Consider the following 22728-nt stretch of genomic DNA (forward strand, 5'->3'; position numbering starts at 1 on the left):
TGAACCACCCCGGGTTTCCTGGAGACTCCAAATGTTGAGAAACTGGAGTCATGAACAAGAAATCCCCCCGCTATTCCCCGGAAGTCCGAGAGCGAGCCGTTCGTCTGTTTGAGGAAGCCCTGAAATACCATTCATCTCGCTGGGCGGCCACCAAGTCCGTTGCTGAGAAAATCGGCTGTACGACCGAGTCGCTGCGCCGCTGGGTGAAACAAGCTGAGATCGACCAAGGCAAACGCGACGGCCTGAGCACGAGCGAGCGGCAAGAGCTGAAGGCCCTCAAGCGCGAAGTCAAAGAGCTGAAAAGAGCCAATGAGATCCTAAAGACAGCATCGGCTTTTTTCGCCCAGGCGGAGCTCGACCGCCGGTTGAAGAAATGATCGCTTACATCGATCAACACAAAGATCGCTTTGGGGTCGAGCCGCTTTGCGCCCTGTTGCCGATCTCTTCCAGCAGCTACTACGACTACAAAGCGCGAGAAGCGGATCCAGACCTTCAGCCCAATCGTTGGCATCGGGACCAGGCGTTGAAGCCAGAGATCCAGCGGGTGTTCGATGAAAATCGCCAAGTCTATGGCGCTCGAAAGATCTGGAAGCAACTGCACCGAGAGTGCATTGCTGTGGCGCGGTGTACGGTTGAACGTCTGATGAAAGTCTTGGGGATCCAAGGCGTCGTGCGTGGCAAAGGCTGGAAGACGACGATTCCTGACGAAGCAGCAGACCGACCGAGTGACCTAGTCAATCGGGCGTTTGTCGCTGACGGACCCAACCAGCTCTGGGTCGCCGATTTTACCTACGTGGCCACCTGGCAAGGTGTCGTCTTCACGGCGTTCATCATCGACGTCTTCAGCCGAATGATTGTCGGCTGGCGCGTCAGTCGAACGATGAAGACCGACTTGGTGATGGATGCATTGGAGCAGGCATTGCACGCACGACAGGTCGATGATGGCCTGATCCATCATAGCGACCGCGGCAGCCAGTACTTGTCGATCCGTTACACCGAGAGATTAGCAGAGGAAGGTGTGGTGGCATCAGTCGGTAGCGTTGGTGACTCCTACGACAACGCTCTGGCCGAAAGCGTCATTGGTCTGTACAAAGCCGAGCTGATCGAAAAGAAACGTCCCTGGAAAAACCTCAACTCGGTTGAATACGAAACCTTCAAATACGTAGACTGGTTCAATCACCGCCGGCTGATGGAGTCGCTCGGCGATGTGCCGCCCACGGAATTTGAACAGGACTTTTACGAGGCACAGAATGGTCAGGCCACAGCGGTCTGACTCACACCAAACGGTCTCCGGAAAACCCGGGGTGGTTCATCAATTCGGACTGTTGAGTCGAGACCCACACAATGTAAGGCTTGAATTAGGGGGGGCGGTCATACCCAACAACCTTCATTCAAATGGGGTGGGGCGCATGCTGCGAAAGTTGACGATCTTGTGGTCATGAGAGTTTGAGGAACGGCACCGGCTGCGGTGTATACAGCGAAAATTACTACAAGGAAATCTCGATTAACATACCTGTGGCCAAATGATGCCCATAGAGTTCGACGACACGTGCTGGCTTTGGGCGAGGATTGCGTTCGTCGAGCGATAGAAGGCTGTCGAATCTGACGCGTTGCACACTACAGCAAAAGCTTCGAGTGGAATTGGGAAGTCAGTGAGTCGAGCAGTTTTCCTGCTACACGAGACCTGGGAATGAAGAGAATCGGTCATAAGGTGCCAAATTGGTGGTCTGAGGCCGAGCTCTGCCTGTGCAAGAACATGCTCGGGCCCCAAAAAAACTATTAGGAATTTAGTTTAAGGCACTAAAAAATAGAAGTATTTGGTCGGAGTGAGAGGATTCGAACCTCCGGCCCCTGCCTCCCGAAGGCAGTGCTCTACCAGGCTGAGCTACACTCCGACCGATGTTACCTAGAGAGCCAGGCGGCCCTCACGCGGGAGCCGAATTGTACGTTACGGCATTACCGCGGTGCAACGGGGCGCTATACTCGCGGCCTTCTCGAAAACTGACCTTCCCGTGACCTATTCAACAGGAATTGCGGCCAGCTCTGAGTTGGCGGCTAACGCGGCCGTTCGGCTGGTAGAGCAGGGCGGAAATGCGGTTGATGCTGCCATCGGCGCGGCGCTGATTTCCGCGATCTCTGAGCCTGGCATGGTGGCGCTTGGGTCCGGTGGCTATATCGTTGTGTGGCCACCTGATGGGCCGCCCGTGTCGATCGATGGTGGCGTTGAAATGCCCGGGCGTGGATTACCGCAGGAGCGCTTTGGGCGCGGTGCTGAGAAGGTCCATCTGGACTATATCGGCGGCTGTGAGGCGTTGGTGGGTGCGGGTACGGTCGCCACGCCGGGCACTTTGGCGGCCTTTGCGGAGGCGTCCCGTCGCTATGGTGTGCTGCCATGGCGAGAGCTGATCCAGCCGGCGATTGAACTGGTGCGGGCAGGCTTTCCGATGGGCGCGCCGTCTTACCGCTACCTGAGCGCAAGCCATGAACTGATCTTCGGGCGCGAACCGCAAAGTTTTGCCGCGCTCCACGACGACGATGGTGAGCTTCTGCCGGTTGGGGCGCTAATTCATATCCCCGAGCTGGGCGACAGTCTGGAACTGATTGCTATGGAGGGCGTGGAGGCCTTCTACCAGGGAGACCTGGCAGTGGCAATCGCCAGCGATATTGAAGCGGCAGACGGTATTCTGAGGCGGGCGGATCTGGCCGCCTACGAAGCGCGGGTTTCGGAGCCCATGGCATATGAGCTCGGCCCGTGGCAGCTCGCTTCTGCGGCTCCGTCAGCGATCGGCGGAGCAGTGCTGGGCGTGATGGTGCATCGCAGCGGGGAGCTGATGGCGAACGACAAGCCCTGGAGCGATGATTGGGTGCGCCATGTGGTTCACATTCAAAACGAGGTGTTGAGCTTCCGCTATCAAGAGCTGGATTTGACGCCGGAATTCAGCGCGCTGGCCCGGTCCTATTTCGACGCTGCTTTGGCCGGTACGTCGACAGCGGCCACTGACTCAGCGAGCACCGTACACAACAGCGTGGCGGACGTCAGCGGCCTGTCTTGCGCAATTACCATTTCGGCTGGCTACGGCTCCGGCGTGATGCCAGCCGGTACCGGTATCTGGCTCAACAACTGTCTCGGTGAGTTGGAGCTTAACTGCACCGGCTTCCATGCCTTGGCGCCCGGTAGTCGGCTTCTGTCGAATATGGCACCCACGGTTGGCAGGTCCAGCACCGGCGGTATCCTGTCCATGGGTTCTCCTGGCTCCGGCAGGATTACCACCGCCCAATACCAGACCCTTATCAACCTGATCCTCGCCGAATGGCCGCTGGACCAGGCGATCGCCCATCCAAGGCTCCATCTGGCTCACGCCGGCGCTTTCCCGCAAGTGCACGTGGAGCCCGGGGTCAAAACCTTTACTGGCAATCTGGAGTGGAAGCCGGTCGAGCGCCTGGATACCTATTTCGGCGGAGTGGGCGCCGTGCGCATCGAAAACGACCAGATCGAAGCGGCAAGGGACCCGCGGCGATCAGGGGCCGTTGCGCGAGCCTGAGGTTCTTACACCGACGTTCACGGAATTTTGCTTGCCACGGCCCCTGGCTGCGGTACCATTTCGCGTCTTATCGCAACCGAAACCTGCCCGTTGGACGCCGAAATCATCACCGCTGACACCTTTCTCGAACCTGGGGAGCCAGGGCCATTCGACTGCCTGCATCCCGAGTCCGAGTCGAACGTGGTGCTGATCTGTGACCATGCCAGCAAGCGGATTCCCAACGCGTTGGACGACCTGGGGCTGGAATACCAAAACCGTGAACGTCATATCGCCTGGGATATGGGCGCTGGCCCGCTGACGCGCTACCTGTCGCGGCGGCTTGGGGCCGTGGCGGTCCTGGCGAACTACTCGCGCCTGGTGATGGACCTTAATCGCAATCCTGACTCCGATGATGCCTATCCCTCGGTGAGCGATATTACGGTTGTTCCCGCGAATCAAAACCTCTCGCCGGAGGCGCAGGCCATTCGCCGTGCGGCGCTGTTTGATCCTTATCACAACGCTATCGAGACGCAGCTGGATGCCGTGCGCGCCCGAGGCGTCTGTCCGGCGCTGGTGGCGATTCACAGCTACACCCAGGAGCTGCTGTCCGGCGGGGGAGAGCGGCCGTGGCATATCGGTGTGCTCTACGACAAAGACGTTCGCATTGCTCACCGGCTGATCGAGTCGCTGAGCCGCAACCCGCTGGTTGAGGTGGGAGACAACGAACCTTACTCGGGCACGCACTATCACGACTATTCGATTGACACCCATGGCGAAGCCGCGCGGATTGCGTGTTGCGGCATCGAGGTGCGTCAGGACCTGCTGGCGACGCGTGAGAGTTTTAACCAGTGGGCGACAATCTTGGGCGATGCGCTGGCCGAAACGCTGGCTGATCCCGTCATCTACGAATCCACCTGCGCGAAAGTTTAAACGCCTGGTCTAGGCGTTGTGTGTTGTTGCCTTTTGTATTAATGTACTAACACGCTATTACATTATTACATCGTGAAAGACCACCCAGGACAAGATCCCGAGCTGCTGGAAACGGCGCGCACCGAGTTGTGTGAGGTGCTTTCGCGCCTGGGCAGCGCGGCAGAGATTCAGGCGTTTTTGCAGGATCTGTGCACCCCGGCTGAGCTGGAGGCCATGGTGGACCGGTGGCGGGTTGTGCCGCTGCTCAAAGAAGGGCGGCCCTACCGCCAGATTCACGATTTAACCGGCGTCAGCGTGACCACCATCGGTCGCGTTGCCCGGTTTTTGGATACGGGAAACGGAGGCTACGAAACCGCTTATGCAAAGCTCGCTCGCTACCAGCGATAACCGTCTGAAAATTGCAGTGCAGAAGTCAGGCCGGCTGGCAGACAAGTCGTTTGCCCTGCTGGAACGTTGCGGTCTGACCTTTTCGCGCAGCAAAGACAAACTCTTTTGTTACGGCCGGAACGTGCCGGTCGATGTGCTCCTGGTGCGGGATGACGATATCCCCCAGCTGCTTGTGGACGGTGTCTGTGATCTGGGTATCGTCGGCGAAAACGTCAGTGAGGAGCAGCGCCTGGTGCGAAGCGCTCGTGGCGACACGGCGGATTACACCACGTTGAAGAAGCTGAGCTTCGGCACCTGTCGGCTGTCGCTGGCGATTCCGGAGCTGCAGGAATACACGGGCCCGGCGAGCCTGGACGGTAAGCGAATCGCGACCAGCTACCCGGGACTGACCAACAAATATCTGAAGGACAACGGCGTCAACGCGCGCGTTGTTCATCTGTCTGGCTCGGTCGAGATTGCGCCAAGCATGGGCACGGCGGACGTGATCACCGATCTGGTGTCCACCGGCACCACGCTGCGCGCTAATCACCTGAAAGAAGCCGAGGTGATCATGCGGTCCACCGCCGTGCTGCTGAAGTCCGCCAGTCCGCTGGCTGAAGGGCTGGAGCCTGTGCTGGCCCGTCTGCTCGCTCGAATTGACGGTGTGTTGGAGGCCCAGGAGAGCAAGTACGTGATGCTCCACGCGCCGGCTGACAAGGTGGCGCAGATTCGACGCATTCTGCCGGGTGCTGAGTCCCCCACCGTCCTGAAGCTGGAGGGCAACGACGACCGCGTGGCGGTACACGCCGTTTGCCGCGAGACGGTGTTTTGGGAACATCTGGAAGAGCTGAAAGCGGCCGGCGCCAGCGCGGTGCTGGTGCTGCCGGTGGAGAAGATGCTGGCATGAAGCGCGTTGTTTGGAGCGAGTTGAGCGAAACCGAGCAGGAAGAGGCGCTTGCGCGGGCACCCTCAACGAGCAGCCCAGAGCTGGTGTCGGGCGTGTCGTCCATTATCGAGCGAGTGCGCAAGGATGGCGATACCGCGCTGCGCGAACTGACGCAGCAGCTCGACGGCATCGCTGAGCCGGTGCTTAAAGCTGACCAGGCGGATTTTCTCGCAGCGAAAGACTCGTTGGACTCTGAGGTGTCCCAGGCGCTCGATCAGGCCATCAGCCGCGTCGAAGAATTTCACGCTGCCTGTCAGGGCAGCGACGTGGGCTGCGACGTTGACGGCGTGCGCTGCGAACGGGTGATACGGCCGATACAAACGGTTGGGCTATACGTGCCCGCCGGCAGTGCGCCACTGCCCTCGACCACGGTGATGCTCGGCGTTCCCGCGCGCCTCGCCGGCTGCCCTCGGGTGGTGCTGTGCAGCCCGCCCGGGCCTGACGGCAAGGTCAACGCCACGGTGCTGGCGGCGGCTGAAAGGCTCGGCATCAGCGAAGTGTTTGCCGTCGGTGGCGCGCAGGCGATTGCCGCGATGGCCTATGGCACTCAGAGTGTGCCTCGCTGCGACAAGCTGTTTGGTCCTGGCAACGCGTGGGTCACGCAGGCCAAGCAGCAGGTCAGTCAGGACGCGGGTGGGGCGAGTATCGACATGCCGGCTGGACCATCCGAGGTCATGGTGGTCGCTGACGCGTCATCCAATCCGGTGTTTGTTGCGAGCGACCTGCTGTCGCAGGCGGAACATGGCCCCGACTCGCATGTGGTGCTGGTCGCGCTCGACGAGACTACGGTTACAGCCACAGAGGCCGCGCTGGAGGAGCAGCTAGCGCGCTTGCCGCGTGCTGACGTGGCTCGCCAGGCGCTGAGTCACAGTGTCTCGGTAGTGGTGAGCAGCCGCGAACAGGCCCTCGAGGTCGTCAACGCCTACGCAGCGGAACATTTGATCCTGCAGATTGACGCGCCGCGCGATCTGCTCGCCGGCGTGAACACCGCAGGTTCAGTGTTCCTCGGGGCCTACACGCCGGAGTCGCTGGGTGACTACTGCAGCGGCACCAATCACGTGCTCCCGACCTACGGGTTCGCCCGGGCCTACAGCGGCGTCAGCGTCGACAGTTTCCAGATCCGGATGACGGTCCAGGAGGCCAGCCAGCAGGGGCTCCAAGCGATTGGTCCGGTAGCCATCACGCTGGCAAGGGTCGAGGGGCTGGAAGCACACGCTCAGGCGGTCGCCCTCCGACTGGAGACCCTCGCGTCGTGAGCGTGCTGGATCTCGCACGGCCCGAAATCCGCGAGCTCGCGCCTTACGCGTCAGCGCGTTCGATCGCAGGAATCTCGCCGGTAACGTTGAACGCCAACGAGTCGCCCTGGGCCGCCCCCGGCGATTCCACCGGAAAACTCAACCGCTATCCGGATCCGCAACCGGTGGCGTTGGTCGGCGCCATCGCTGAGCACTTTGCCGTCGAGACCTCCCAGGTGCTGGTGACGCGAGGTAGCGACGAGGCGATTGACCTGCTCATCCGGGCGTTTTGCGCAGCCGGGCGTCATGCGGTAATTCAGTGCCCCCCGACGTTTGGGATGTACGCCATTTCGGCGCGGATTCAGGACGCCAGGGTCTGCAACGTGCCGCTGCTGGCTGATGAGGGATTTGGCCTGGATCTGCCGGGTCTTGAGCTGGCCGCCGAGGATCCGGCCGTACGGCTGGTCTTCCTATGCCGACCCAACAATCCCACCGGTTCCATGTACGGGGCCGAGGGCATACGGAACCTGTGCCGACAGCTCGCTGAGCAGGCGCTGGTGATTGTGGACGAGGCTTACATGGACTTCGCCTCTGAGCCGTCCATGGCGAGGGATCTGGAAGGCCTGCCAAACCTGGCGGTGCTGCGGACCTTTTCGAAAGCCCATGCGCTGGCGGGCGCCCGCTGTGGCTGTTTGCTGGCCGACGCTGACGTGATCAGCCTGCTAAAGCGGATCCTCGCGCCATACCCGCTCCCAACCGCCACCATCGACGCGGCGCTAAAGGCGCTCGAGCCCGACAACCTGGCGGCCACGCAAAGGCAGACCCGCATGCTCAACGAGGGCAGGGCGGTGTTGGCCCGCGTGCTGGAGGAGCTGCCGTATGTGCGGCAGCAGTGGCCCAGCGAGGCGAACTTCATTCTGCTAAGGGTGGACGACGGGCCCGCGCTGTGTGACTGGCTGGCAGGTCAGGGCGTTTTGGTGCGCAACTTTCACAGCAACCCGGTTCTTAAGAACTGCCTTCGAATCAGCATCGGCAGCCCGCCGGAAAACGCCCGGCTCACGCAGTTGCTCAAGGCGTACACGCCATGAGTCTGCGAAAGGTTGCGTTTGTGGATCGCGACGGCACCATCATCGAGGAGCCGGAAGACTACCAGGTTGATCGGCTCGACAAGGTGCGCCTTGTTGAAGGGGTGATTCCCGCGCTCCTCGCGCTGCAGGACGACGGCTACGAGCTGGTCCTGGTCAGCAACCAGGACGGGCTGGGAACCGAGTCGTTTCCCAAGAAAGACTTTGAACCGCCGCACCATCTGATGCAGCAGATACTGACGTCGCAGGGCATTCAGTTTGTGGCGGAACACATCGATCCGTCGCTGCCCGAAGCGCAGTCACCCAACCGTAAACCGGGCATCGGGATGCTGCTGGACTACCTCAAGCGGGGGGATCTGGATCTGGCGCGAAGCGTGGTGATCGGCGATCGGGATACCGACCTCGAGCTGGCTGAGAATCTCGGCGTGCCAGGTCACAAGCTCACCGCGGACAACGGCTGGCCGGATATTCTCAAAGTGATGCGGGGCCGGCTGCGTCAGGCCAGCACCGAACGCAATACGAATGAAACGCGCATTGCGGTGAAGGTAGACCTGGATAGCACCCAGCCGATCAGTAACCAAACCGGCATCGGTTTTTTTGACCACATGCTCGATCAGCTTGCCTCTCATGGCGGGTTTGCGCTCACGCTTGAGTGTGCGGGTGACCTGCACATCGATGAGCACCACACGGTGGAAGACTGCGCCCTTGCTTTGGGATCTGCGCTGCGCGAGGCGCTGGGTGACAAGCGCGGTATCGGTCGCTACGGGTTTGTGCTGCCGATGGATGAGTCGCTGGCGCAGGCGGCGGTAGACCTCAGCGGGCGTGCGCGGTTTGCCTTTGAGGCAGACTTTCCTCGCGACAACGTGGGCGAGCTGTCCACCGAGATGGTGGAACATTTTTTTCATTCGCTAAGTGATTCGCTGGTCTGCGCGCTGCATCTCAAGGTCACCGGTGAAAACACGCATCACATGGTGGAGGGGCTATTTAAAGCCTGTGGGCGTGCCCTGCGCCAGGCGTTTGCCCGCGATGCGGGTGGTGCGCTGCCTAGTACGAAAGGGGTGCTCTGATGTCCTCGGTGGTACTGGTGGACTCCGGAGGCGCGAACATCGGGTCGGTGAAATACGCGCTGGCGCGGCTGGGCGTTGAGGCGGACATCTGTGCGGATGGCGACGAGATTCAGCGGGCGGACAAGGTGATTATGCCGGGCGTTGGCGCCGCCGGTGCCGGCATGGCGCGGCTCCGGGAGAACGGCCTGACGGAACTGATTCCATCGTTGACTCAGCCGGTGCTGGGCATCTGCCTCGGGATGCAGCTGATGTTCGAAAGCTCAGAAGAAGACGATACGCCGGCGCTGAACATTTTCCGCGGCGGCGCTGCGCGCCTGCCGGACCGTCCCGGGCTTCGGGTCCCGCACATGGGCTGGAACCGGCTGGAGCAGGTCAAACCCTGCGTGCTGCTGGATGGGCTGGGTGACGATGCCTACGCCTATTTTGTCCATAGCTTCGCGCTGCCGGTGAACGAGGATACGGTGGCGAGCGCCCTTCACGGATCTGCTTTCTGCGCGGTTGCGCAGCGGGATAACTTTTACGGCACGCAGTTTCACCCGGAACGTTCGGCCCAGGTGGGCGCCAAAATTCTGGAGAACTTTCTCTCGCTATGAGCACTGACTTGATTCCGGCCATCGACTTACGAAACGGCCAATGTGTGCGCTTGCATCAGGGGGATTTTGCGCAAGAGACGCAATACGATGCGGACCCGGTCGAGCTGGCCACGGCGTACGCAGACGAGGGCGCAATACGACTGCATGTGGTGGATCTGGACGGCGCGCGCAGCGGTCAGTCAGAGCAGGCGGCGCTGATCGGGGAGATGCAGCGAGCCTCGGGGCTCCCGGTGCAGACCGGAGGCGGGCTGCGGGAAGAGGCGCAGATCAAAGCGCTACTTGGCGCCGGCGCGGCGCGCGTGGTCGTGGGAACGACGGTGGTGAGGCAGCCCGAAGCATTCGGAGGCTGGCTGAAGACGTATGGCGCCGATCGGGTGGTGGCAGCGCTCGACGTGCGAGCCGGCGACGACGGCGAGTTCTATCCGGCAACCGCCGGTTGGACGGAAGCTGGTGACCAAACGCTGGACGCCTTGCTGGATACGCTTGCCGGCTACGGCCTTGAGCATCTCCTGTGCACCGACATCAGTCGGGACGGAACGCTGGCGGGCCCAAACCTCAAACTCTATGAAGCTTTGGTGTCCCGTGGTTTGAAGGTACAGGCTTCAGGCGGGGTTTCCGGGCTCAACGACTTGACGGCCCTTAAGGGCATCGGCGTTGACGGCATTATCGTCGGCAAAGCACTGCTGGAAGGGCGGTTCACGGTTGCGGAGGCACTTCAGTGCTTGCAAGACGCCTGATTCCCTGTCTTGACGTCCGTGATGGCCAGGTGGTCAAAGGCGTCCAGTTCCGCAACCACCGCGTGATGGGTGAGATCGAGGAGCTCGCGACGCGCTACCGCGATGAGGGCGCGGACGAACTGGTGTTTTACGACATCACGGCCAGCCCCGAAGGACGCCAGGTGGACGTGTCCTGGGTCAGCCGGGTGGCCCGGGTTATCGACATCCCGTTTTGTGTTGCCGGCGGCATTCGCAGCGTGGCGCAGGCCGGCAGGGTGCTTGAGGCTGGCGCTGACAAGATTTCTGTCAACACGCCCGCGCTGGAAAACCCGGACCTCATCGGAGAGCTGGCCGTCGCCTTTGGATCCCAGTGTGTGGTGGTCGGTATCGACAGCCTGGACCGTGAAGGGACCTACACCGTAAAGCAGAACACCGGCAATCCAGACCTGATGTCCGACGCCAATCGCTCGACACAGGCCTGGCTGTCGGAGGCGCAGGAGCGCGGTGCCGGAGAGTTTGTCCTGAACTGCATGAACGCGGACGGCGCGCGTAGCGGCTATGACATCACTCAGCTCAGGCTCTTGCGCGATTCGTGCCGCGTGCCGCTGATCGCCTCCGGCGGTGCCGGCACAATGCAGCACTTTGCGGACGTGTTTCGTGAGGCTGACGTGGATGGCGCGCTGGCGGCAACCGTGTTCCATTCCGGTGCCATTCCGATTCCCGATTTAAAGTCGTTTCTCCGCGACAGTGATATCCAGGTGCGACCATGACCGATTTAAACCAGTTGGATTTTGAAAAAGGCGGCGGCCTCATACCGGCGATTGTCCAGGATGCGGTCAGCGGGCAGGTGCTGATGCTGGGCTACATGAACGAAGAAGCGGTGCAGGTTACCCGCGACAGCGGCAAGGTGACGTTCTACAGCCGCTCCCGCAGTGAACTTTGGACCAAAGGTGAGACCTCCGGGCATTTTCTTCACTTTGTTGATATGGCCACGGACTGCGATCACGACGCGCTGCTGGTCACCGCCAACCCCGTGGGCCCAACCTGCCACCTGGGCGTGACAAGCTGTTTTGGTGAGCCAACCCGGCACGCGCTGGGGTTTCTGGGTGAGCTTCAGCAGGTGGTGGATGCCCGCAAGGGGGCAGATCCGGAGTCCAGCTACACAGCCAGCCTGTTTCACCGCGGCAGCAAGCGTATTGCTCAGAAGGTTGGAGAGGAAGGGGTCGAAACGGCTTTGGCCGCAGTGGGCGGTGATACGGACGAGCTTCAGGCGGAGGCGGCTGATCTGCTGTATCACCTCACGGTGCTGCTGTCGGATGCCGGCCTGAACCTGGGGCAGGTCAGCGACCTGCTGCGCGAGCGTCACCAGCCTTCCTAGGGGGTTGGTGCGTTGCTAGGATCAAGCGCTGCCGCGGCGCTGAACGGCTGCCGGCAGGTCGCGCCAGCGTTCCACCGCGCCCTTTGCAGGGTCTTCGCCGCGAAGATAAGCCGCCACGTGCGGCACCGTATCCTGGCCCCAGAATACCTCTTCGCCCACGACAAAAGACGGAACGCCAAAGACGCCTTTGTTGATGGCTTCCGCGGTCGTATTTTTCAGCTGCGTTTTCACCTCGTCAGTGCCGGCTGCTTCAACCCAGCGCTCACCGGGTAGGCCCGCAGTGTCTAGCGCCTTGGCGACTTCCTCTTGCGTTTGGATGGCTTCACCACGTTGCCAGCAGGCGGCATAGATGGCGTCGACGGCTCGCTGGCGATCCTCGAGGTTCGGAAGCGCCGTCACCACCCTGAGCGAAACCAACGGGTTAAAGGGATGCGCAGGAGGCGGCTGAATCGGAAGCCCAAGATCCGCCGCCAGCCGAATCACATGTTTCCAGGTGTAGATCCGCTTAGCGGGGATCTCGGCGGGGCCTTTGGTGTCGTTTGCGTTCAGCATGGCGGCAAAAAGCGCGGGCATTGGCTCAAGGGCAATACCGTTTTCGCCGAGCTCCCGCTTCGCCCGGTGCCAGCCCAGGTAGGCGTAGGGTGAGATGAAATCGAAATAGCACTGTACGTGTTGGGGCATCGGTAGGTGTTGGTGGAGGCGAAAGAGAAATCAGCATGACATAGGATCGACAGCAACGCCTAGGGCGGGTCGCGATCCATCGATAGTTGCAACTCAGGACAATACGCGGCAGGTTGTGCCCGTCATCTCATTTGCTGAGGAATTTTATGCGCCCGTGGTTCAACGCCGTTACCAACCCTTACCTCGCCCCCTTTGATGGTTCTTTGCGTCACGGCCGCTGCACCACCAAGCCGCCTCGCGACGTGCCGGACAAGAAGGAGCTTCGTCGAAAACTGAAGGATCTCGGCGAAGAGATCGACGAGCTCCAGCGCATGCTGTACGCGGGGGACCAGTATTCGGTTCTGCTGGTTTTTCAGGCGCTCGATGCGGCCGGTAAAGATGGCACCATTCGCGCGGTATTCAACCAGGTCGATCCAGCGGGCATTCGCGTTACATCCTTTAAGCGCCCGACCACGCTGGAGCTGGAGCACGATTTCCTCTGGCGATGCGCCAAAGAACTACCGCGCCGGGGCAACATCGGCATCTTTAACCGCAGCTACTATGAAGAGGTGCTGGCGGTTCGCGTGCACCCTGAATACCTGAAGTTCCAAAACCTGCCGCCTTATCGAAGTGAAAAATCGCTGTGGGAAATGCGGTACGAGGCGATTCGTCAGCATGAGCTGCATCTGGTTCAATCCGGCACAGTGGTTGTGAAATTCTGGCTGAAACACTCCCGGGAAGAGCAGCGACAGCGTTTTCTTTCGCGACTCAACGAGCCTGAAAAGAACTGGAAGTTTGCGGTGAGTGACGTCAAGGAACGCGGCTTTTGGTCCAAGTACATGTCGGCGTTTCAGGCGGCGATCAACGCAACCTCCAGGCCCTGGGCGCCCTGGTACGTCATACCCGCCGACAGCAAGTCCTACATGCGGGTTGCGGTGGCCGAAACCGTTCGGGATACGCTGAAGTCTTTGAAGCTGTCTTACCCTGCGCAAACGGCAGAGCGACAAAAGATGCTTGCGCAGATGCGCCGGGAGCTAACCAAGCCTGGCAGCTGATCGCCAGCCGGCGGGCTAGTCGTCGGAGATGTAGCGGGGGCCTTTGCCGCCCGTCTTCTCGTACACGCCGCTGCCGGCGCGCTTGTACTGAGTAAAGCCGTGCTTTGAGAAATGTTTGGGATCCAGCCGGTGGCTGTCCCCGGCCTGGACCGAGGGTGCGGAGATTTTTCGCCGAACCTCAGCACCGCAGCGCGGGCACCACTGCACGGGTTCATCCGAGACTTTTTGCAGCTCCTCAAACCCGTCTTTGCAGTGGTCGCACTGGTCAGCGGGATCCAGGGCGATATATTCATAAAAAGGCATGCCCGCAGTTTACCTGACGTCGTGCATGCCTTTGCGCAGCAGCGGGGAGATGACCAGCATAAAGACGCCGACGCCCACACCCATCCACATTAGAAAGGCAAACAGGTCGTTGTAAGAGGCGAGCGCGGCGGCAACGTCTCCCGCCTCACCGTTGGTGGTGTCGACGGAGGCCAGCTTGCCCATCCGCGTCGCCACGGTTTCCGACAGGGCGGTCGCAAGGAACCAGGTTCCCATGCTCACGCCAACCACTCGGGAGATCGAGAGTTTCGTGACAGCGGAGAGGCCAACCGGCGAAAGACAAAGCTCGCCGGTGGTGTGCAGCAGGTACGCCAGCACTAGCCAGATGGCGGCCACCTGACCGGCTTCATTCAGGTGATTGGCGCCGTAAACCAGCGCACCAAAACCCAGGCCAGCCTGCAGGATGCCGAGGCCAAACTTCATCGGGGTATTGGGCTCCAGGTTGCGCTTGCTGAGCCAGGTCCAGAGCATGGCAAACGGGATCGCGAGCAGCATGATAAAGCCGGCGTTGAGCGAGCCGAACTGTGAGGCCGTGACCTCGACACTGCCCACCTGGCGATCAACAACGCGGTCGGCATAGAGCGTCATCGAACCGGCCGACTGCTCGAACAGCGCCCAGAAGACGATGGTCGAAGCGATCAGAATCATCAGAACCACGGTCTTGGAAAATTCCTGGGAGTAGTGGAACTTGAAGCCGTAGGCGACAAACGCGGCGATGGCGACAAACGCGCCGTAGCCCAGATTCTCCGCCAGCTGGGGTGAACCTCCCAGGACATGATTCGAAATCATCGCGGAAGCTGTTCCCAGTACGATAGCGATCAGCGCCAGCGTGTAGGCGCCCGTTCGCGACTTGTCGTGCGGCTGTTCGTAGAACATGGAGAACAGGATGATGCCGACGATAGAGATCACCAGCATCACGTTCTGCGTCAGGTGGACAATCGGCTCGGACTGCACGAGCAGCCAGATCAATGCGATGGCAGGAATGCTGAGCAGATAGATCGACCATTCTTTGTTAATGGGTCCGAGAGCCGACTCCTTGAGCAACGCGGGATCGGAAGGCTCAGCGTGGCCGTGAAGATATTTTTGGCCCCATAGAAAGGTGACCAGCCCCAGCAGCATGCCGATGCCCGCGGCGCCAAAGCCGTAGCCCCAGCCGTAGGTTTCGCCGAGCCAGCCGCAGAGCAGGGTGGCCGTGAACGAGCCGATGTTGATGCCCATATAGAAAATGGTGAAGCCGGAGTCGCGCCGCGAATCGCCCTTGGCGTAGAGCTTGCCAACAATCGTGGAGATATTGGGCTTCAGGTATCCGACACCGGCCACGATCAGCGCCAGTGCCAGGTAAAACACCTTCAGCGCGCCCACGTCCCGGTTGACCACATCTTCGGCCAGCGTGGTGCCGGCCGCGAAAACGGTACCGTCTTTCAAGATGAGTTCAGCGTTGAGCACGGTGCCTGCCGCATAGGCGACCGCCTGATCGCCTTCCACTGCCATCAGCAGGTGGCCGAGCGTCAGCAGCAGCCCGCCGAATACCACCGCTTTGCGCATGCCGAGGTAGCGGTCCGCGAGCAGGCCGCCGATCAGGGGCAGGGCGTAGACCAGGCCCGCATAGGCGCCGAGCACGTCATAGCCCATGTCGTCGGAAAACAGATGGTATTTGGTGAGGTACAGCAGCAGCAGGTACTTCATGCCGTAGAAAGAAAACCGTTCCCACAGCTCGGTGGCAAAACAGACGTAGAGGCCCTTTGGATGGCCAAACAGCTCCGCTTCGCGGTCGGCGGCGAGCGTGCCCGCTGCGTCAGCGGTGGTAACGGCTTCTGAATTCATCGGCAATCACTTAGTTTGGTTTTCTGACGGGACGGTATACACGAATACCGGCAAAGGGTCACGCGAGCGGCCTGAATGGCCGCTGAATGAGCAATCTGTGGACGGACCGCGGCGATAAGCGGTTAGCTGAATTCGTAGGACATAACTTTGGTGGGTTCCTGCAGGAAATTGCCCTGCACGAAGTTCACCCCACACTGCCAGAGGATCGACATGCTGGCGGCGTCCTCGACGAACTCGGCCACCGTGACTTTGCCCATGGCCTGAGCCTGGGTCGCCAGCTCCTTGACCTTCGCCTGATGCTCTTCATTTTTGGGCAAATCGCCCATAAAGGTGCGGTCGATCTTCAGGTAATCGGCCGGGATGTGCTTCAGGATCTGGAAGGAGTTGAGGCCGCTGCCAAATTGCTCAATCGCAAACTTACAGTGCAGCTGCTTGAGGCCTTTAAGAAACTGCTTGGCCGGCTTCAGGTTGGTCATCAGCTTACTTTCGGGGAGCTCAAACACCACGCTGTCGCCGCTCAGGCGGTTCGCCTGCATCTGCTTGGCTAGCCAGGGAAGGATGGTGAGATCAGCCAGCGTTTGCGGCAGCAGCTTGATAAAGAACTGCACGGGTTGGCCGGTGCTGGTCTGGTGGTCTTTCAGCTTTTCCAACGCGATCATGATGACCCGGCGGTCGATCTTTGCCCCCAGCGCGTGATCGACAATCGCCGGCATGAACTCGCCGGGCAGCACTTCCTCACCGTCCTTCGTGCGCAGTCGAAACAGCACTTCATAGATCTGTTGCTCATCGCCATGGAGGCTGACGACCGGCTGGAAGACCAGCGAGATACGACTGTTTTCGAGCGCATCCTCCACCAGGGCAAGCCAGCGGTGGCTGCCGCCCTCTTCGCCGGGTTTGTGGCTCAGCGGATCGTGGACCTTCACCTGGTTGCCACCGGCCTGGCTGGCTTCCAGCGCCTCGTTGCTTGCCAGCGAGATCAGGTCCTGGGCGTTGCCGGAGCTTTCCAGGATCTGGCACACGCCGAGGCTGGCGGTGAGGGTGACCGAGGTGCCGCTGACTTCCGAGATATGTGCTTCCACCCCGGCGCGGAGCTTCTCCGCGTAGTCGGCGGCAGCGGCTGCCTCACCGTCTACCAGCAGTGTGAAGGTCTGATCGCCGAAGCGTGCGGCGATGCCGCCTTCGGGCACGTGCTGCTTAACCACCCGCGCCAGGTCGGCCAGCACCAGATCGACGCCGGCCAGGCCCACCTGGTCCAGCGACGACTTAAAGTTGTCCACGTCCATGAAGATGATGCTCTTGGCCTCACCCGAAGCCACGACCTTGCCTTTGGCTTCTTCCACGGCGCGCACGATGTGCTGGCGGTTGGAGAGGCCGGTGACCAGGTCCTGGGTTTTGAGATCGCGCAGCTCCTTCTCCAGCTCCGGATCAGCGCTGCGGTCGCGGAGCACCACCTGGGTGCAGGGTTCGCCGTCGATGCTCGCCGGCGCAAAACCCATCACGGCCTTCTTCGGGTTGCCATCGGGCATCTGCAGCTGGATCTCCAGATCATCCGGCGACGATGCGTTTTTGCTGAGCGCCTTGAGTACGTCTTTGAGCTTCGGCGCGCAATCGGCGGTCACCATGTCCAGCACGGGTAGCCCTTCAAGATCTTCGAAGTCGTCATAGTCGAACAGCTGCAGGTAGGCCGGATTGGCGTACACGTGCATGCCTTCGTGGACGTAGGCGATGGCGTCGCGGGAGCTGTCGAGCAGCGCGTAGGCCCGCTTCTCCGCCTCGTGCAGCGAGCCTTCGACGAACCGCAGGCGTCGCCGGGCCGACAGGTTGGTGAACTCCCGCTTGATCACGGACACCATGTGATCGCTGTTGTCGCTGCTGGCGCCGGACGTAGCGCCGGCGTGCATCGCCGTCTGCTCGGTCTCCGCGTCGAAATCCTCGAGGAGCACAACAATCGGGACGTCTTTGCCGCTGCGGGTGACTTCGTTGGAAACGGTCTCGAGGTCCAGCCCTTCAACCTCAGGGTTGAGCACGATCATGTCCAGGGGCTTGCCGTCCAGCAGCCCGCGCAGCTCGTCAGCGTCCTCGACGCTGGACGGCCGGGGCGCGATGCCGGCGTTGCGCAGCGTGGACAAAAGATATTCGGCGTCTTCCAGTGATGATTCGATCACCAGCAAACGCAGTAAATCGTCAGCTTTCAAACCGTTTCCTTGCGATCGATCGAGTGAGCCGGTCAGGCGACCCGCGTGTAGCTCTGCGAGGCGACTGTTTTACCGGATTTTTCCCTTACATGCCACCTGCTTACGCGAGAATCTTCTTGGCATCTGTCGCCGGTGGATCGCTGACCAGACGGGGCACCAGGTACCCCGGCAGCCGTTTGCGCAGGGCATTGACGATGGCTTTGGCTCGCTCGTCATCAACCACGAAGTGGCCCGCGCCCTGCACCGGGTCCATCTGATGCAGATAATAGGGCAGCACTCCGTTGTCGAACAGGGTTTCACTGAGTTCTGCCAGCGTGTCCTCACAATCGTTTACGCCCGCGAGCAGTACCGACTGATTGAGCAGGGTGAGGCCGGCTTCTCGGAGCTGAGTGATGGCCTCTTTGCCCGCCTGGCCCAGCTCTCGTGCATGGTTGCAGTGCAAGACCAGGACGGTGCGCCAGGGCAGCGACTCCAGCCAGCGCAGCAGGGTCGCGTCGATGCGCGTCGGGCGCACCAGCGGCGTGCGGCTGTGGATTCGGAGCCGCCGCAGCTGCGGCACCGCGGTTAGCGCGTCGGTCAATGACGAGAGGCGGCGAGTGGACAGCGTCAGCGGGTCGCCGCCGCTCAGGATCAGTTCGCTCACCTCCGGATGCTCAGTTAAGTAGCTGGCAACCTCCGTCCAGCGATCGGCACTTGGCGGGGTTTGCTCATAGGGAAAGTGGCGCCGGAAGCAGTAGCGGCAGTGAATGTCGCAAGCGCTGCTGGTGATCAGCAGCGCCCGATGGCCGTACTTGTGGACCAGCCCGCCCGCCACGCGAGCGGACAGCTCGCCGACGGGGTCGGTAGCGCCTGCGGAGGCACTTTCCCGAGCATCAGGGAGCACCTGCCGAAGCAGTGGGTCCGTGGCATCAGCCCAGTTGATTCGGCTTGCGAATTCGGCGGGGATCTTGAGCGCAAACTGTTCGACGGCCGCCACCTGCGACACGCCGCCGCCGCGGAGGTGTGCCGGCAGCTGATCCAGGCGGCTGAACGTCAGTTTTTCCGGATGCGGTGACGTCGGCGGGGAATCCGGATTCGGCGCTACAGCGGTTTGTGGATCAGGTCTGGTAATCGTTAAAATACCGCGTTTTGCCTGCCCCGCTCAGCGGCCGCTTCAAACGCCGAGCGTTCGACGGGGCAACAGCACTTGCGACAATCGGGAGACGGCATGGCCACATACAGCACCCAGGAATTCAAGTCGGGACTGAAGATTATTCTTGACGGAGATCCCTACACTATCGTCGAGAATGAGTTCGTCAAGCCAGGCAAAGGCCAGGCCTTCAGCCGCGTTCGGGTTCGCAACCTCAAGACCGGACGTACCGTGGAGAAGACCTTCAAGTCCGGCGATTCGGTTGAGGCGGCCGATATCTTTGAGCAGACGATGCAGTACCTGTACGCCGACGGCGAGTTCTGGCACTTCATGCATCCGGAAACCTTCGAGCAGCACGCGGCTGACGCGGCCGCCGTAGGCGAGGCGGCGAAGTGGCTGAAAGAGGAAGACGATTGCCTGATTATGCTCTGGAACGGGGCGCCGCTGACGGTGGAACCGCCAAATTTCAGCGAACTGAAGATCACCGAAACCGATCCGGGCGTGAGAGGGGATACGTCGGGCGGCGGCACCAAGCCCGCAACGCTTGAGACCGGCGCCGTTGTGAAGGTCCCGCTGTTCGTCAACGAAGGCGAAATCGTCAAAGTGGACACCCGTTCAGGGGAGTACGTGTCCAGGGTCAAAGATTGACCGTCTCCGGGGCGGCGGAAGCGCTCCGCGGGGAGCCGGGCGCAGAATTGCGCGCCCTCAAGCTGCGTGCGGCGCTCAACGCGGCCATCCGAGGTTTCTTTGCCGACCGTGGCGTGCTCGAGGTGGAAACGCCGCTTCTGCAGCGCAGCGCCAATCCCGATCCAGCCATTGAGCCGGTGGCGGTCGCCGGTGGCGAAGGCTATCTGCGAACGTCCCCGGAGTTTGCCCAGAAGCGACTGCTTTGCGCCGGCAGCGGCCCAATCTATGAACTCGGGCGCGTGTTTCGCGCCGGCGAGGTCGGGCGCTATCACCACCCGGAGTTCACGATGCTGGAGTGGTATCGACCGGGCTTCGGGCTGGCCGAGCTGATCAGCGAAGTGGCTGAGCTGATCAACCTGTCGCTGCGGCTTGCCGGTGCCGAGGACCTGCCGGTAGTCCAGGTGCAATACGGTGATCTGCTCGAGCAGCACCTGGGCGCCAACCTGCCGGCCGACCTGGCTGGCCTGCGGCAGGCCTGCGTCACGTTTACCTCGATCGATGATGTGCGCGCGGTAGCGCTGAGTGACGACGAGTGTCTGGATTTGCTGTTTTCCGTTGCCGGTGAGGCGCTGCCGGTCGATCAGCTGACGTTCGTTACCCACTTTCCGGCAAAGCAGGCTGCACTCGCTCGCATCGACCCCACCGACCCAGCGGTGGCGCTGCGCTTCGAGGCTTTCGCCGGGGGCATGGAGCTGGCAAACGGCTACGATGAGCTGCGCTCCGCTTCGGAGTTGGCCCGCCGCTTTGCCGACGACAACCGGCGCCGGAAGGCCGCTGGGATGCAGCCGCTTCCGGTTGATCAGCAGCTGCTGGCAGCGCAGCGCAGCGGGCTGCCCGCCTGCAGCGGGGTGTCGATTGGCGTCGACCGCCTTCTCATGCTGATCGGCGGCTACGAACACCTGCACCAGGTACTGACCCTGGCGGAGCCTGAGCTGTGACCACGCCCGTTGACCTGCTCATCAAGCCGCAGTGGCTGCTGCCGATCGTTCCGCGGGCTGCCGTGCTGGAAGACCACGCGTTGGCCGTTCGGGCAGGCGAAATTGTTGCCGTGGGGCCGGTAGCACAGCTGGAACGGACGCTGGATCCCGCCGAGACGCTCGCGCTCCCGAATCAGGTGCTGATGCCGGGGCTGGTCAACGCGCACACCCACAGCGCCATGTCGCTGCTGCGGGGAGTCGGTGATGATCTGCCGCTCGAGGAGTGGTTAAACGAACGCATGTGGCCGGTCGAGGGTGCGCTGGCTGACGCTGACTTTGTCGGGTTAGGCACCGATCTGGCGCTGGCAGAGATGATTCGCGGCGGCATCACCTGTGCCAACGACATGTACTTCTTTCCGGACGTCGCGGCTCGCCGTGCATTGGCCAACGGGTTCCGGATGGCGGTTGGGATGATTGTGGTGGACTTTCCGACGCGCTGGGCCACCACGTCCGATGAGTATTTTCAGCGGGGGCTGGCGGTCCACGATGAGTTTCGGCGGGAATCGCTGATCACCACCATGCTGGCGGCTCACGCTCCCTACACGGTCGGTGACGAGAATCTGTCGAGGATCCGTACGCTGTCGAATCAGATGGATCTGAAGGTGCACATCCACCTTCACGAAACGGCGGTGGAGATTGAAAACTCGCGGCGCGACCTTGGCCTGCGGCCGTTCGATCGGGTGCGAAAGCTTGGGCTTGTCAACGAAAACCTGCTGGCCGTACATATGACGCAGCTTGAGCCCAACGAAATAGCGGCCTGCGCGGAGGCCGGGGTGTCGGTCTTGCACTGCCCCGAGTCCAATCTGAAGCTCGCCAGCGGCCTCTGCCCGGTGGAGGCGCTCCGCCAGGCCGGCGTCAACGTTGCGCTGGGCACCGACGGCGCCGCCAGCAACAATGATCTGGACATGTTCGGAGAGCTCCGAACCGCTGCGCTGGTCGGGAAGGTGGCGGCAGCGAGCGCTGTGGCGGTACCGGCCTGGTACGCGCTCGAGATGGCGACGATCAACGGCGCCATAGCGCTGGGCCTGGAGGAACAGATCGGTTCGCTGGAGGTTGGCAAGCGGGCCGACCTCATCAGCTTTGCGATGGAAGGGCCTGAACTGATGCCGTTGTTCGACGTTGTGTCTCAGCTGGTGTACGCGGGTAATCGCCGGCAGGTTCGGCACGTTTGGGTGGACGGTGCGCCGCTCTTGGCCGACGGCTCGCTGACGCGTGTGGACTTGCCTGCGCTAAAGAGCCGGGTCGAAGCGACTTCGCTCACCATTCAAACCATCCTGGACCAGGAGCAACCGAAATGACCAGCACCACATCGGCCGGGGGCGCGGAGCTCGCCGCCAATCATGATTTGGAGGAACTGGCGCGCTTCGACGCCGTGGCGGCGGGCTGGTGGGATCCGGAAGGCGACTTTCGCCCGCTGCATGAGCTCAATCCGGTTCGGTGCGCTTTTGTGACCGACCACGTGGGGGTCGACGGCCTCGCGGTGCTCGACGTGGGCTGCGGCGGCGGGTTGCTGAGTGAGGCCCTCAATGAGCAGGGGGCCGCCGTGACCGGCATCGATTTGTCGGAGGGCGCCCTCAAGGTGGCGCGGCTTCATCAGCACGAATCCGGCACGACGGTGGATTATCAGCTCAGCTCGGTTGAGGCGCTGGCCGAATCTCGGGCCGGCGAGTTTGACGTGATTACCTGCATGGAGATGCTCGAACACGTTCCTGACCCGGTGTCGGTGATCCGCGCCTGCACCGAGCTGCTCGCGCCGGGCGGCTGGCTGTTCGCCTCAACGTTGAACCGCACGCCGCAATCGTTTCTCCTGGGGATTGTCGCTGCGGAGTATGTGCTTGGGCTGCTGCCCCGCGGCACCCATCAGTACCGGCGGTTTATCAAGCCCTCAGAACTCACGCGCTGCGCGCGGCAGCAAGGGCTGGGCCTCGTTGATCTCCGCGGTATTGAGTACAACCCGCTTCGGCGCGCAGCGCGCCTCACCGAGAACCCGTCAGTGAATTACCTGGCCGCCTACCGCAAACCGCTGGCAGCGACATGAGCGCG

At 61.7% G+C, this 22728-nt stretch carries 22 protein-coding genes, 1 tRNA gene and 1 other annotated feature; of the genes, 17 read left to right on the forward strand and 6 right to left on the reverse strand.

Going from position 1 to position 22728, the window contains the following annotated elements; all coding sequences use genetic code 11:
* The first annotated feature begins 50 nt into the window (after nt 1–50).
* Nucleotides 51–1273 (forward strand): IS3 family transposase gene (locus AAF358_22175; GenBank protein ID MEM7708277.1). Its coding sequence is split into 2 segments (ribosomal slippage): nt 51–333 and nt 333–1273, totalling 1224 coding nucleotides; the frame shifts between segments, so codons are not numbered across the junction.
* Nucleotides 332–449, forward strand: a sequence feature (AL1L pseudoknot). (Overlaps the previous gene by 118 nt.)
* A 545-nt stretch (nt 1274–1818) precedes the next feature.
* On the opposite strand, the gene AAF358_22180 is transcribed toward AAF358_22175, so the two are convergent.
* Nucleotides 1819–1895 (reverse strand) — tRNA-Pro (locus AAF358_22180).
* Nucleotides 1896–2012: 117 nt separating this feature from the next.
* Here AAF358_22180 and AAF358_22185 point away from each other — a divergent pair.
* The 11 genes from AAF358_22185 (at nt 2013) to hisIE (ending at nt 11837) form a co-directional block, all read left to right on the forward strand.
* Nucleotides 2013–3542 carry a gamma-glutamyltransferase gene (locus tag AAF358_22185; GenBank protein ID MEM7708278.1) on the forward strand — a complete coding sequence of 510 codons (1530 nt, stop codon included), beginning with the start codon at nt 2013–2015 and terminating at the stop codon, nt 3540–3542.
* A 90-nt stretch (nt 3543–3632) separates the two neighbouring features.
* Nucleotides 3633–4451 carry an N-formylglutamate amidohydrolase gene (locus AAF358_22190; GenBank protein MEM7708279.1) on the forward strand — a complete coding sequence of 273 codons (819 nt, stop codon included), beginning with the start codon at nt 3633–3635 and terminating at the stop codon, nt 4449–4451.
* Nucleotides 4452–4553: 102 nt separating this feature from the next.
* Nucleotides 4554–4838, forward strand: coding sequence for a YerC/YecD family TrpR-related protein (locus AAF358_22195; protein ID MEM7708280.1), 285 nt, complete (start codon nt 4554–4556; stop codon nt 4836–4838).
* On the forward strand, nt 4810–5724 hold the full coding sequence (hisG, locus tag AAF358_22200; GenBank protein MEM7708281.1) for an ATP phosphoribosyltransferase: 915 nt from the start codon (nt 4810–4812) through the stop codon (nt 5722–5724). The genes AAF358_22195 and hisG overlap by 29 nt, the downstream gene beginning before the upstream one ends.
* Complete coding sequence (gene hisD, locus AAF358_22205) at nt 5721–7019, forward strand: histidinol dehydrogenase (protein MEM7708282.1); 1299 nt, start codon at nt 5721–5723, stop codon at nt 7017–7019. Before hisG ends, hisD begins: the two co-directional genes overlap by 4 nt.
* Nucleotides 7016–8086 (forward strand): histidinol-phosphate transaminase, encoded by a 1071-nt coding sequence (hisC, locus tag AAF358_22210; GenBank protein MEM7708283.1) that lies wholly within the window; start codon nt 7016–7018, stop codon nt 8084–8086. Before hisD ends, hisC begins: the two co-directional genes overlap by 4 nt.
* Nucleotides 8083–9150 (forward strand): bifunctional histidinol-phosphatase/imidazoleglycerol-phosphate dehydratase HisB, encoded by a 1068-nt coding sequence (hisB, locus tag AAF358_22215; protein ID MEM7708284.1) that lies wholly within the window; start codon nt 8083–8085, stop codon nt 9148–9150. The genes hisC and hisB overlap by 4 nt, the downstream gene beginning before the upstream one ends.
* On the forward strand, nt 9150–9743 hold the full coding sequence (hisH, locus tag AAF358_22220) for an imidazole glycerol phosphate synthase subunit HisH (GenBank protein MEM7708285.1): 594 nt from the start codon (nt 9150–9152) through the stop codon (nt 9741–9743). Before hisB ends, hisH begins: the two co-directional genes overlap by 1 nt.
* Nucleotides 9740–10480 carry a 1-(5-phosphoribosyl)-5-[(5-phosphoribosylamino)methylideneamino]imidazole-4-carboxamide isomerase gene (gene hisA, locus AAF358_22225; protein ID MEM7708286.1) on the forward strand — a complete coding sequence of 247 codons (741 nt, stop codon included), beginning with the start codon at nt 9740–9742 and terminating at the stop codon, nt 10478–10480. Before hisH ends, hisA begins: the two co-directional genes overlap by 4 nt.
* Nucleotides 10462–11229, forward strand: a complete 768-nt coding sequence (hisF, locus tag AAF358_22230; protein MEM7708287.1) for an imidazole glycerol phosphate synthase subunit HisF — start codon at nt 10462–10464, stop codon at nt 11227–11229. Before hisA ends, hisF begins: the two co-directional genes overlap by 19 nt.
* Complete coding sequence (gene hisIE, locus AAF358_22235) at nt 11226–11837, forward strand: bifunctional phosphoribosyl-AMP cyclohydrolase/phosphoribosyl-ATP diphosphatase HisIE (GenBank protein ID MEM7708288.1); 612 nt, start codon at nt 11226–11228, stop codon at nt 11835–11837. The genes hisF and hisIE overlap by 4 nt, the downstream gene beginning before the upstream one ends.
* Nucleotides 11838–11858: 21 nt before the next feature.
* On the opposite strand, the gene AAF358_22240 is transcribed toward hisIE, so the two are convergent.
* Nucleotides 11859–12518, reverse strand: a complete 660-nt coding sequence (locus AAF358_22240) for a 2-hydroxychromene-2-carboxylate isomerase (protein MEM7708289.1) — start codon at nt 12516–12518, stop codon at nt 11859–11861.
* Nucleotides 12519–12664: 146 nt separating this feature from the next.
* On the opposite strand from AAF358_22240, the gene AAF358_22245 reads away from it, so the two are divergent.
* On the forward strand, nt 12665–13552 hold the full coding sequence (locus AAF358_22245; protein ID MEM7708290.1) for a PPK2 family polyphosphate kinase: 888 nt from the start codon (nt 12665–12667) through the stop codon (nt 13550–13552).
* A 15-nt stretch (nt 13553–13567) separates the two neighbouring features.
* Here the strand turns inward: AAF358_22245 and AAF358_22250 are convergent, their stop codons facing one another.
* The 4 genes from AAF358_22250 to epmB form a co-directional block, all read right to left on the reverse strand.
* The gene (locus AAF358_22250) at nt 13568–13855 is read right to left on the reverse strand and encodes a zinc ribbon domain-containing protein (GenBank protein MEM7708291.1); all 288 of its coding nucleotides are present in this window, start codon (nt 13853–13855) and stop codon (nt 13568–13570) included.
* 9 nt (nt 13856–13864) lie between these two features.
* Nucleotides 13865–15697: an MFS transporter gene (locus AAF358_22255; GenBank protein ID MEM7708292.1), complete on the reverse strand. Its 1833-nt coding sequence runs from the start codon at nt 15695–15697 to the stop codon at nt 13865–13867.
* Between the two features lie 122 nt (nt 15698–15819).
* On the reverse strand, nt 15820–17892 hold the full coding sequence (locus tag AAF358_22260) for an EAL domain-containing protein (protein MEM7708293.1): 2073 nt from the start codon (nt 17890–17892) through the stop codon (nt 15820–15822).
* Nucleotides 17893–17992: 100 nt separating this feature from the next.
* On the reverse strand, nt 17993–18877 hold the full coding sequence (epmB, locus tag AAF358_22265) for an EF-P beta-lysylation protein EpmB (GenBank protein MEM7708294.1): 885 nt from the start codon (nt 18875–18877) through the stop codon (nt 17993–17995).
* A gap of 222 nt (nt 18878–19099) precedes the next feature.
* Here epmB and efp point away from each other — a divergent pair, with 222 nt between their 5' ends.
* From efp to ubiG, 4 genes are read left to right on the forward strand one after another with little or no spacing between them, the layout of a single operon-like run.
* Entirely contained in the window at nt 19100–19669 is a 570-nt protein-coding gene (gene efp / locus AAF358_22270; GenBank protein ID MEM7708295.1) for an elongation factor P, read from the forward strand.
* Nucleotides 19666–20646 (forward strand): EF-P lysine aminoacylase EpmA, encoded by a 981-nt coding sequence (epmA, locus tag AAF358_22275; protein ID MEM7708296.1) that lies wholly within the window; start codon nt 19666–19668, stop codon nt 20644–20646. Before efp ends, epmA begins: the two co-directional genes overlap by 4 nt.
* Nucleotides 20643–21983 carry a TRZ/ATZ family hydrolase gene (locus AAF358_22280; GenBank protein ID MEM7708297.1) on the forward strand — a complete coding sequence of 447 codons (1341 nt, stop codon included), beginning with the start codon at nt 20643–20645 and terminating at the stop codon, nt 21981–21983. Before epmA ends, AAF358_22280 begins: the two co-directional genes overlap by 4 nt.
* Nucleotides 21980–22723: a bifunctional 2-polyprenyl-6-hydroxyphenol methylase/3-demethylubiquinol 3-O-methyltransferase UbiG gene (ubiG, locus tag AAF358_22285; GenBank protein ID MEM7708298.1), complete on the forward strand. Its 744-nt coding sequence runs from the start codon at nt 21980–21982 to the stop codon at nt 22721–22723. Before AAF358_22280 ends, ubiG begins: the two co-directional genes overlap by 4 nt.
* Nucleotides 22724–22728: the final 5 nt, after the last annotated feature.

Source organism: Pseudomonadota bacterium (assembly GCA_039033415.1).
Taxonomy (GTDB): Bacteria; Pseudomonadota; Gammaproteobacteria; order Xanthomonadales; family SZUA-38; genus JANQOZ01.

Bases quoted from the DNA above. Each gene is read 5' to 3' on its own strand.
- hisG (MEM7708281.1), top strand. From the start codon at position 4,810: ATGCAAAGCTCGCTCGCTACCAGCGATAACCGTCTGAAAATTGCAGTG.
- hisD (MEM7708282.1), top strand. From the start codon at position 5,721: ATGAAGCGCGTTGTTTGGAGCGAGTTGAGCGAAACCGAGCAGGAAGAG.
- hisB (MEM7708284.1), top strand. From the start codon at position 8,083: ATGAGTCTGCGAAAGGTTGCGTTTGTGGATCGCGACGGCACCATCATC.
- hisH (MEM7708285.1), top strand. From the start codon at position 9,150: ATGTCCTCGGTGGTACTGGTGGACTCCGGAGGCGCGAACATCGGGTCG.
- hisA (MEM7708286.1), top strand. From the start codon at position 9,740: ATGAGCACTGACTTGATTCCGGCCATCGACTTACGAAACGGCCAATGT.
- hisIE (MEM7708288.1), top strand. From the start codon at position 11,226: ATGACCGATTTAAACCAGTTGGATTTTGAAAAAGGCGGCGGCCTCATA.
- AAF358_22240 (MEM7708289.1), bottom strand. From the start codon at position 12,518: ATGCCCCAACACGTACAGTGCTATTTCGATTTCATCTCACCCTACGCC.
- AAF358_22245 (MEM7708290.1), top strand. From the start codon at position 12,665: ATGCGCCCGTGGTTCAACGCCGTTACCAACCCTTACCTCGCCCCCTTT.
- AAF358_22250 (MEM7708291.1), bottom strand. From the start codon at position 13,855: ATGCCTTTTTATGAATATATCGCCCTGGATCCCGCTGACCAGTGCGAC.
- AAF358_22255 (MEM7708292.1), bottom strand. From the start codon at position 15,697: ATGAATTCAGAAGCCGTTACCACCGCTGACGCAGCGGGCACGCTCGCC.
- efp (MEM7708295.1), top strand. From the start codon at position 19,100: ATGGCCACATACAGCACCCAGGAATTCAAGTCGGGACTGAAGATTATT.
- ubiG (MEM7708298.1), top strand. From the start codon at position 21,980: ATGACCAGCACCACATCGGCCGGGGGCGCGGAGCTCGCCGCCAATCAT.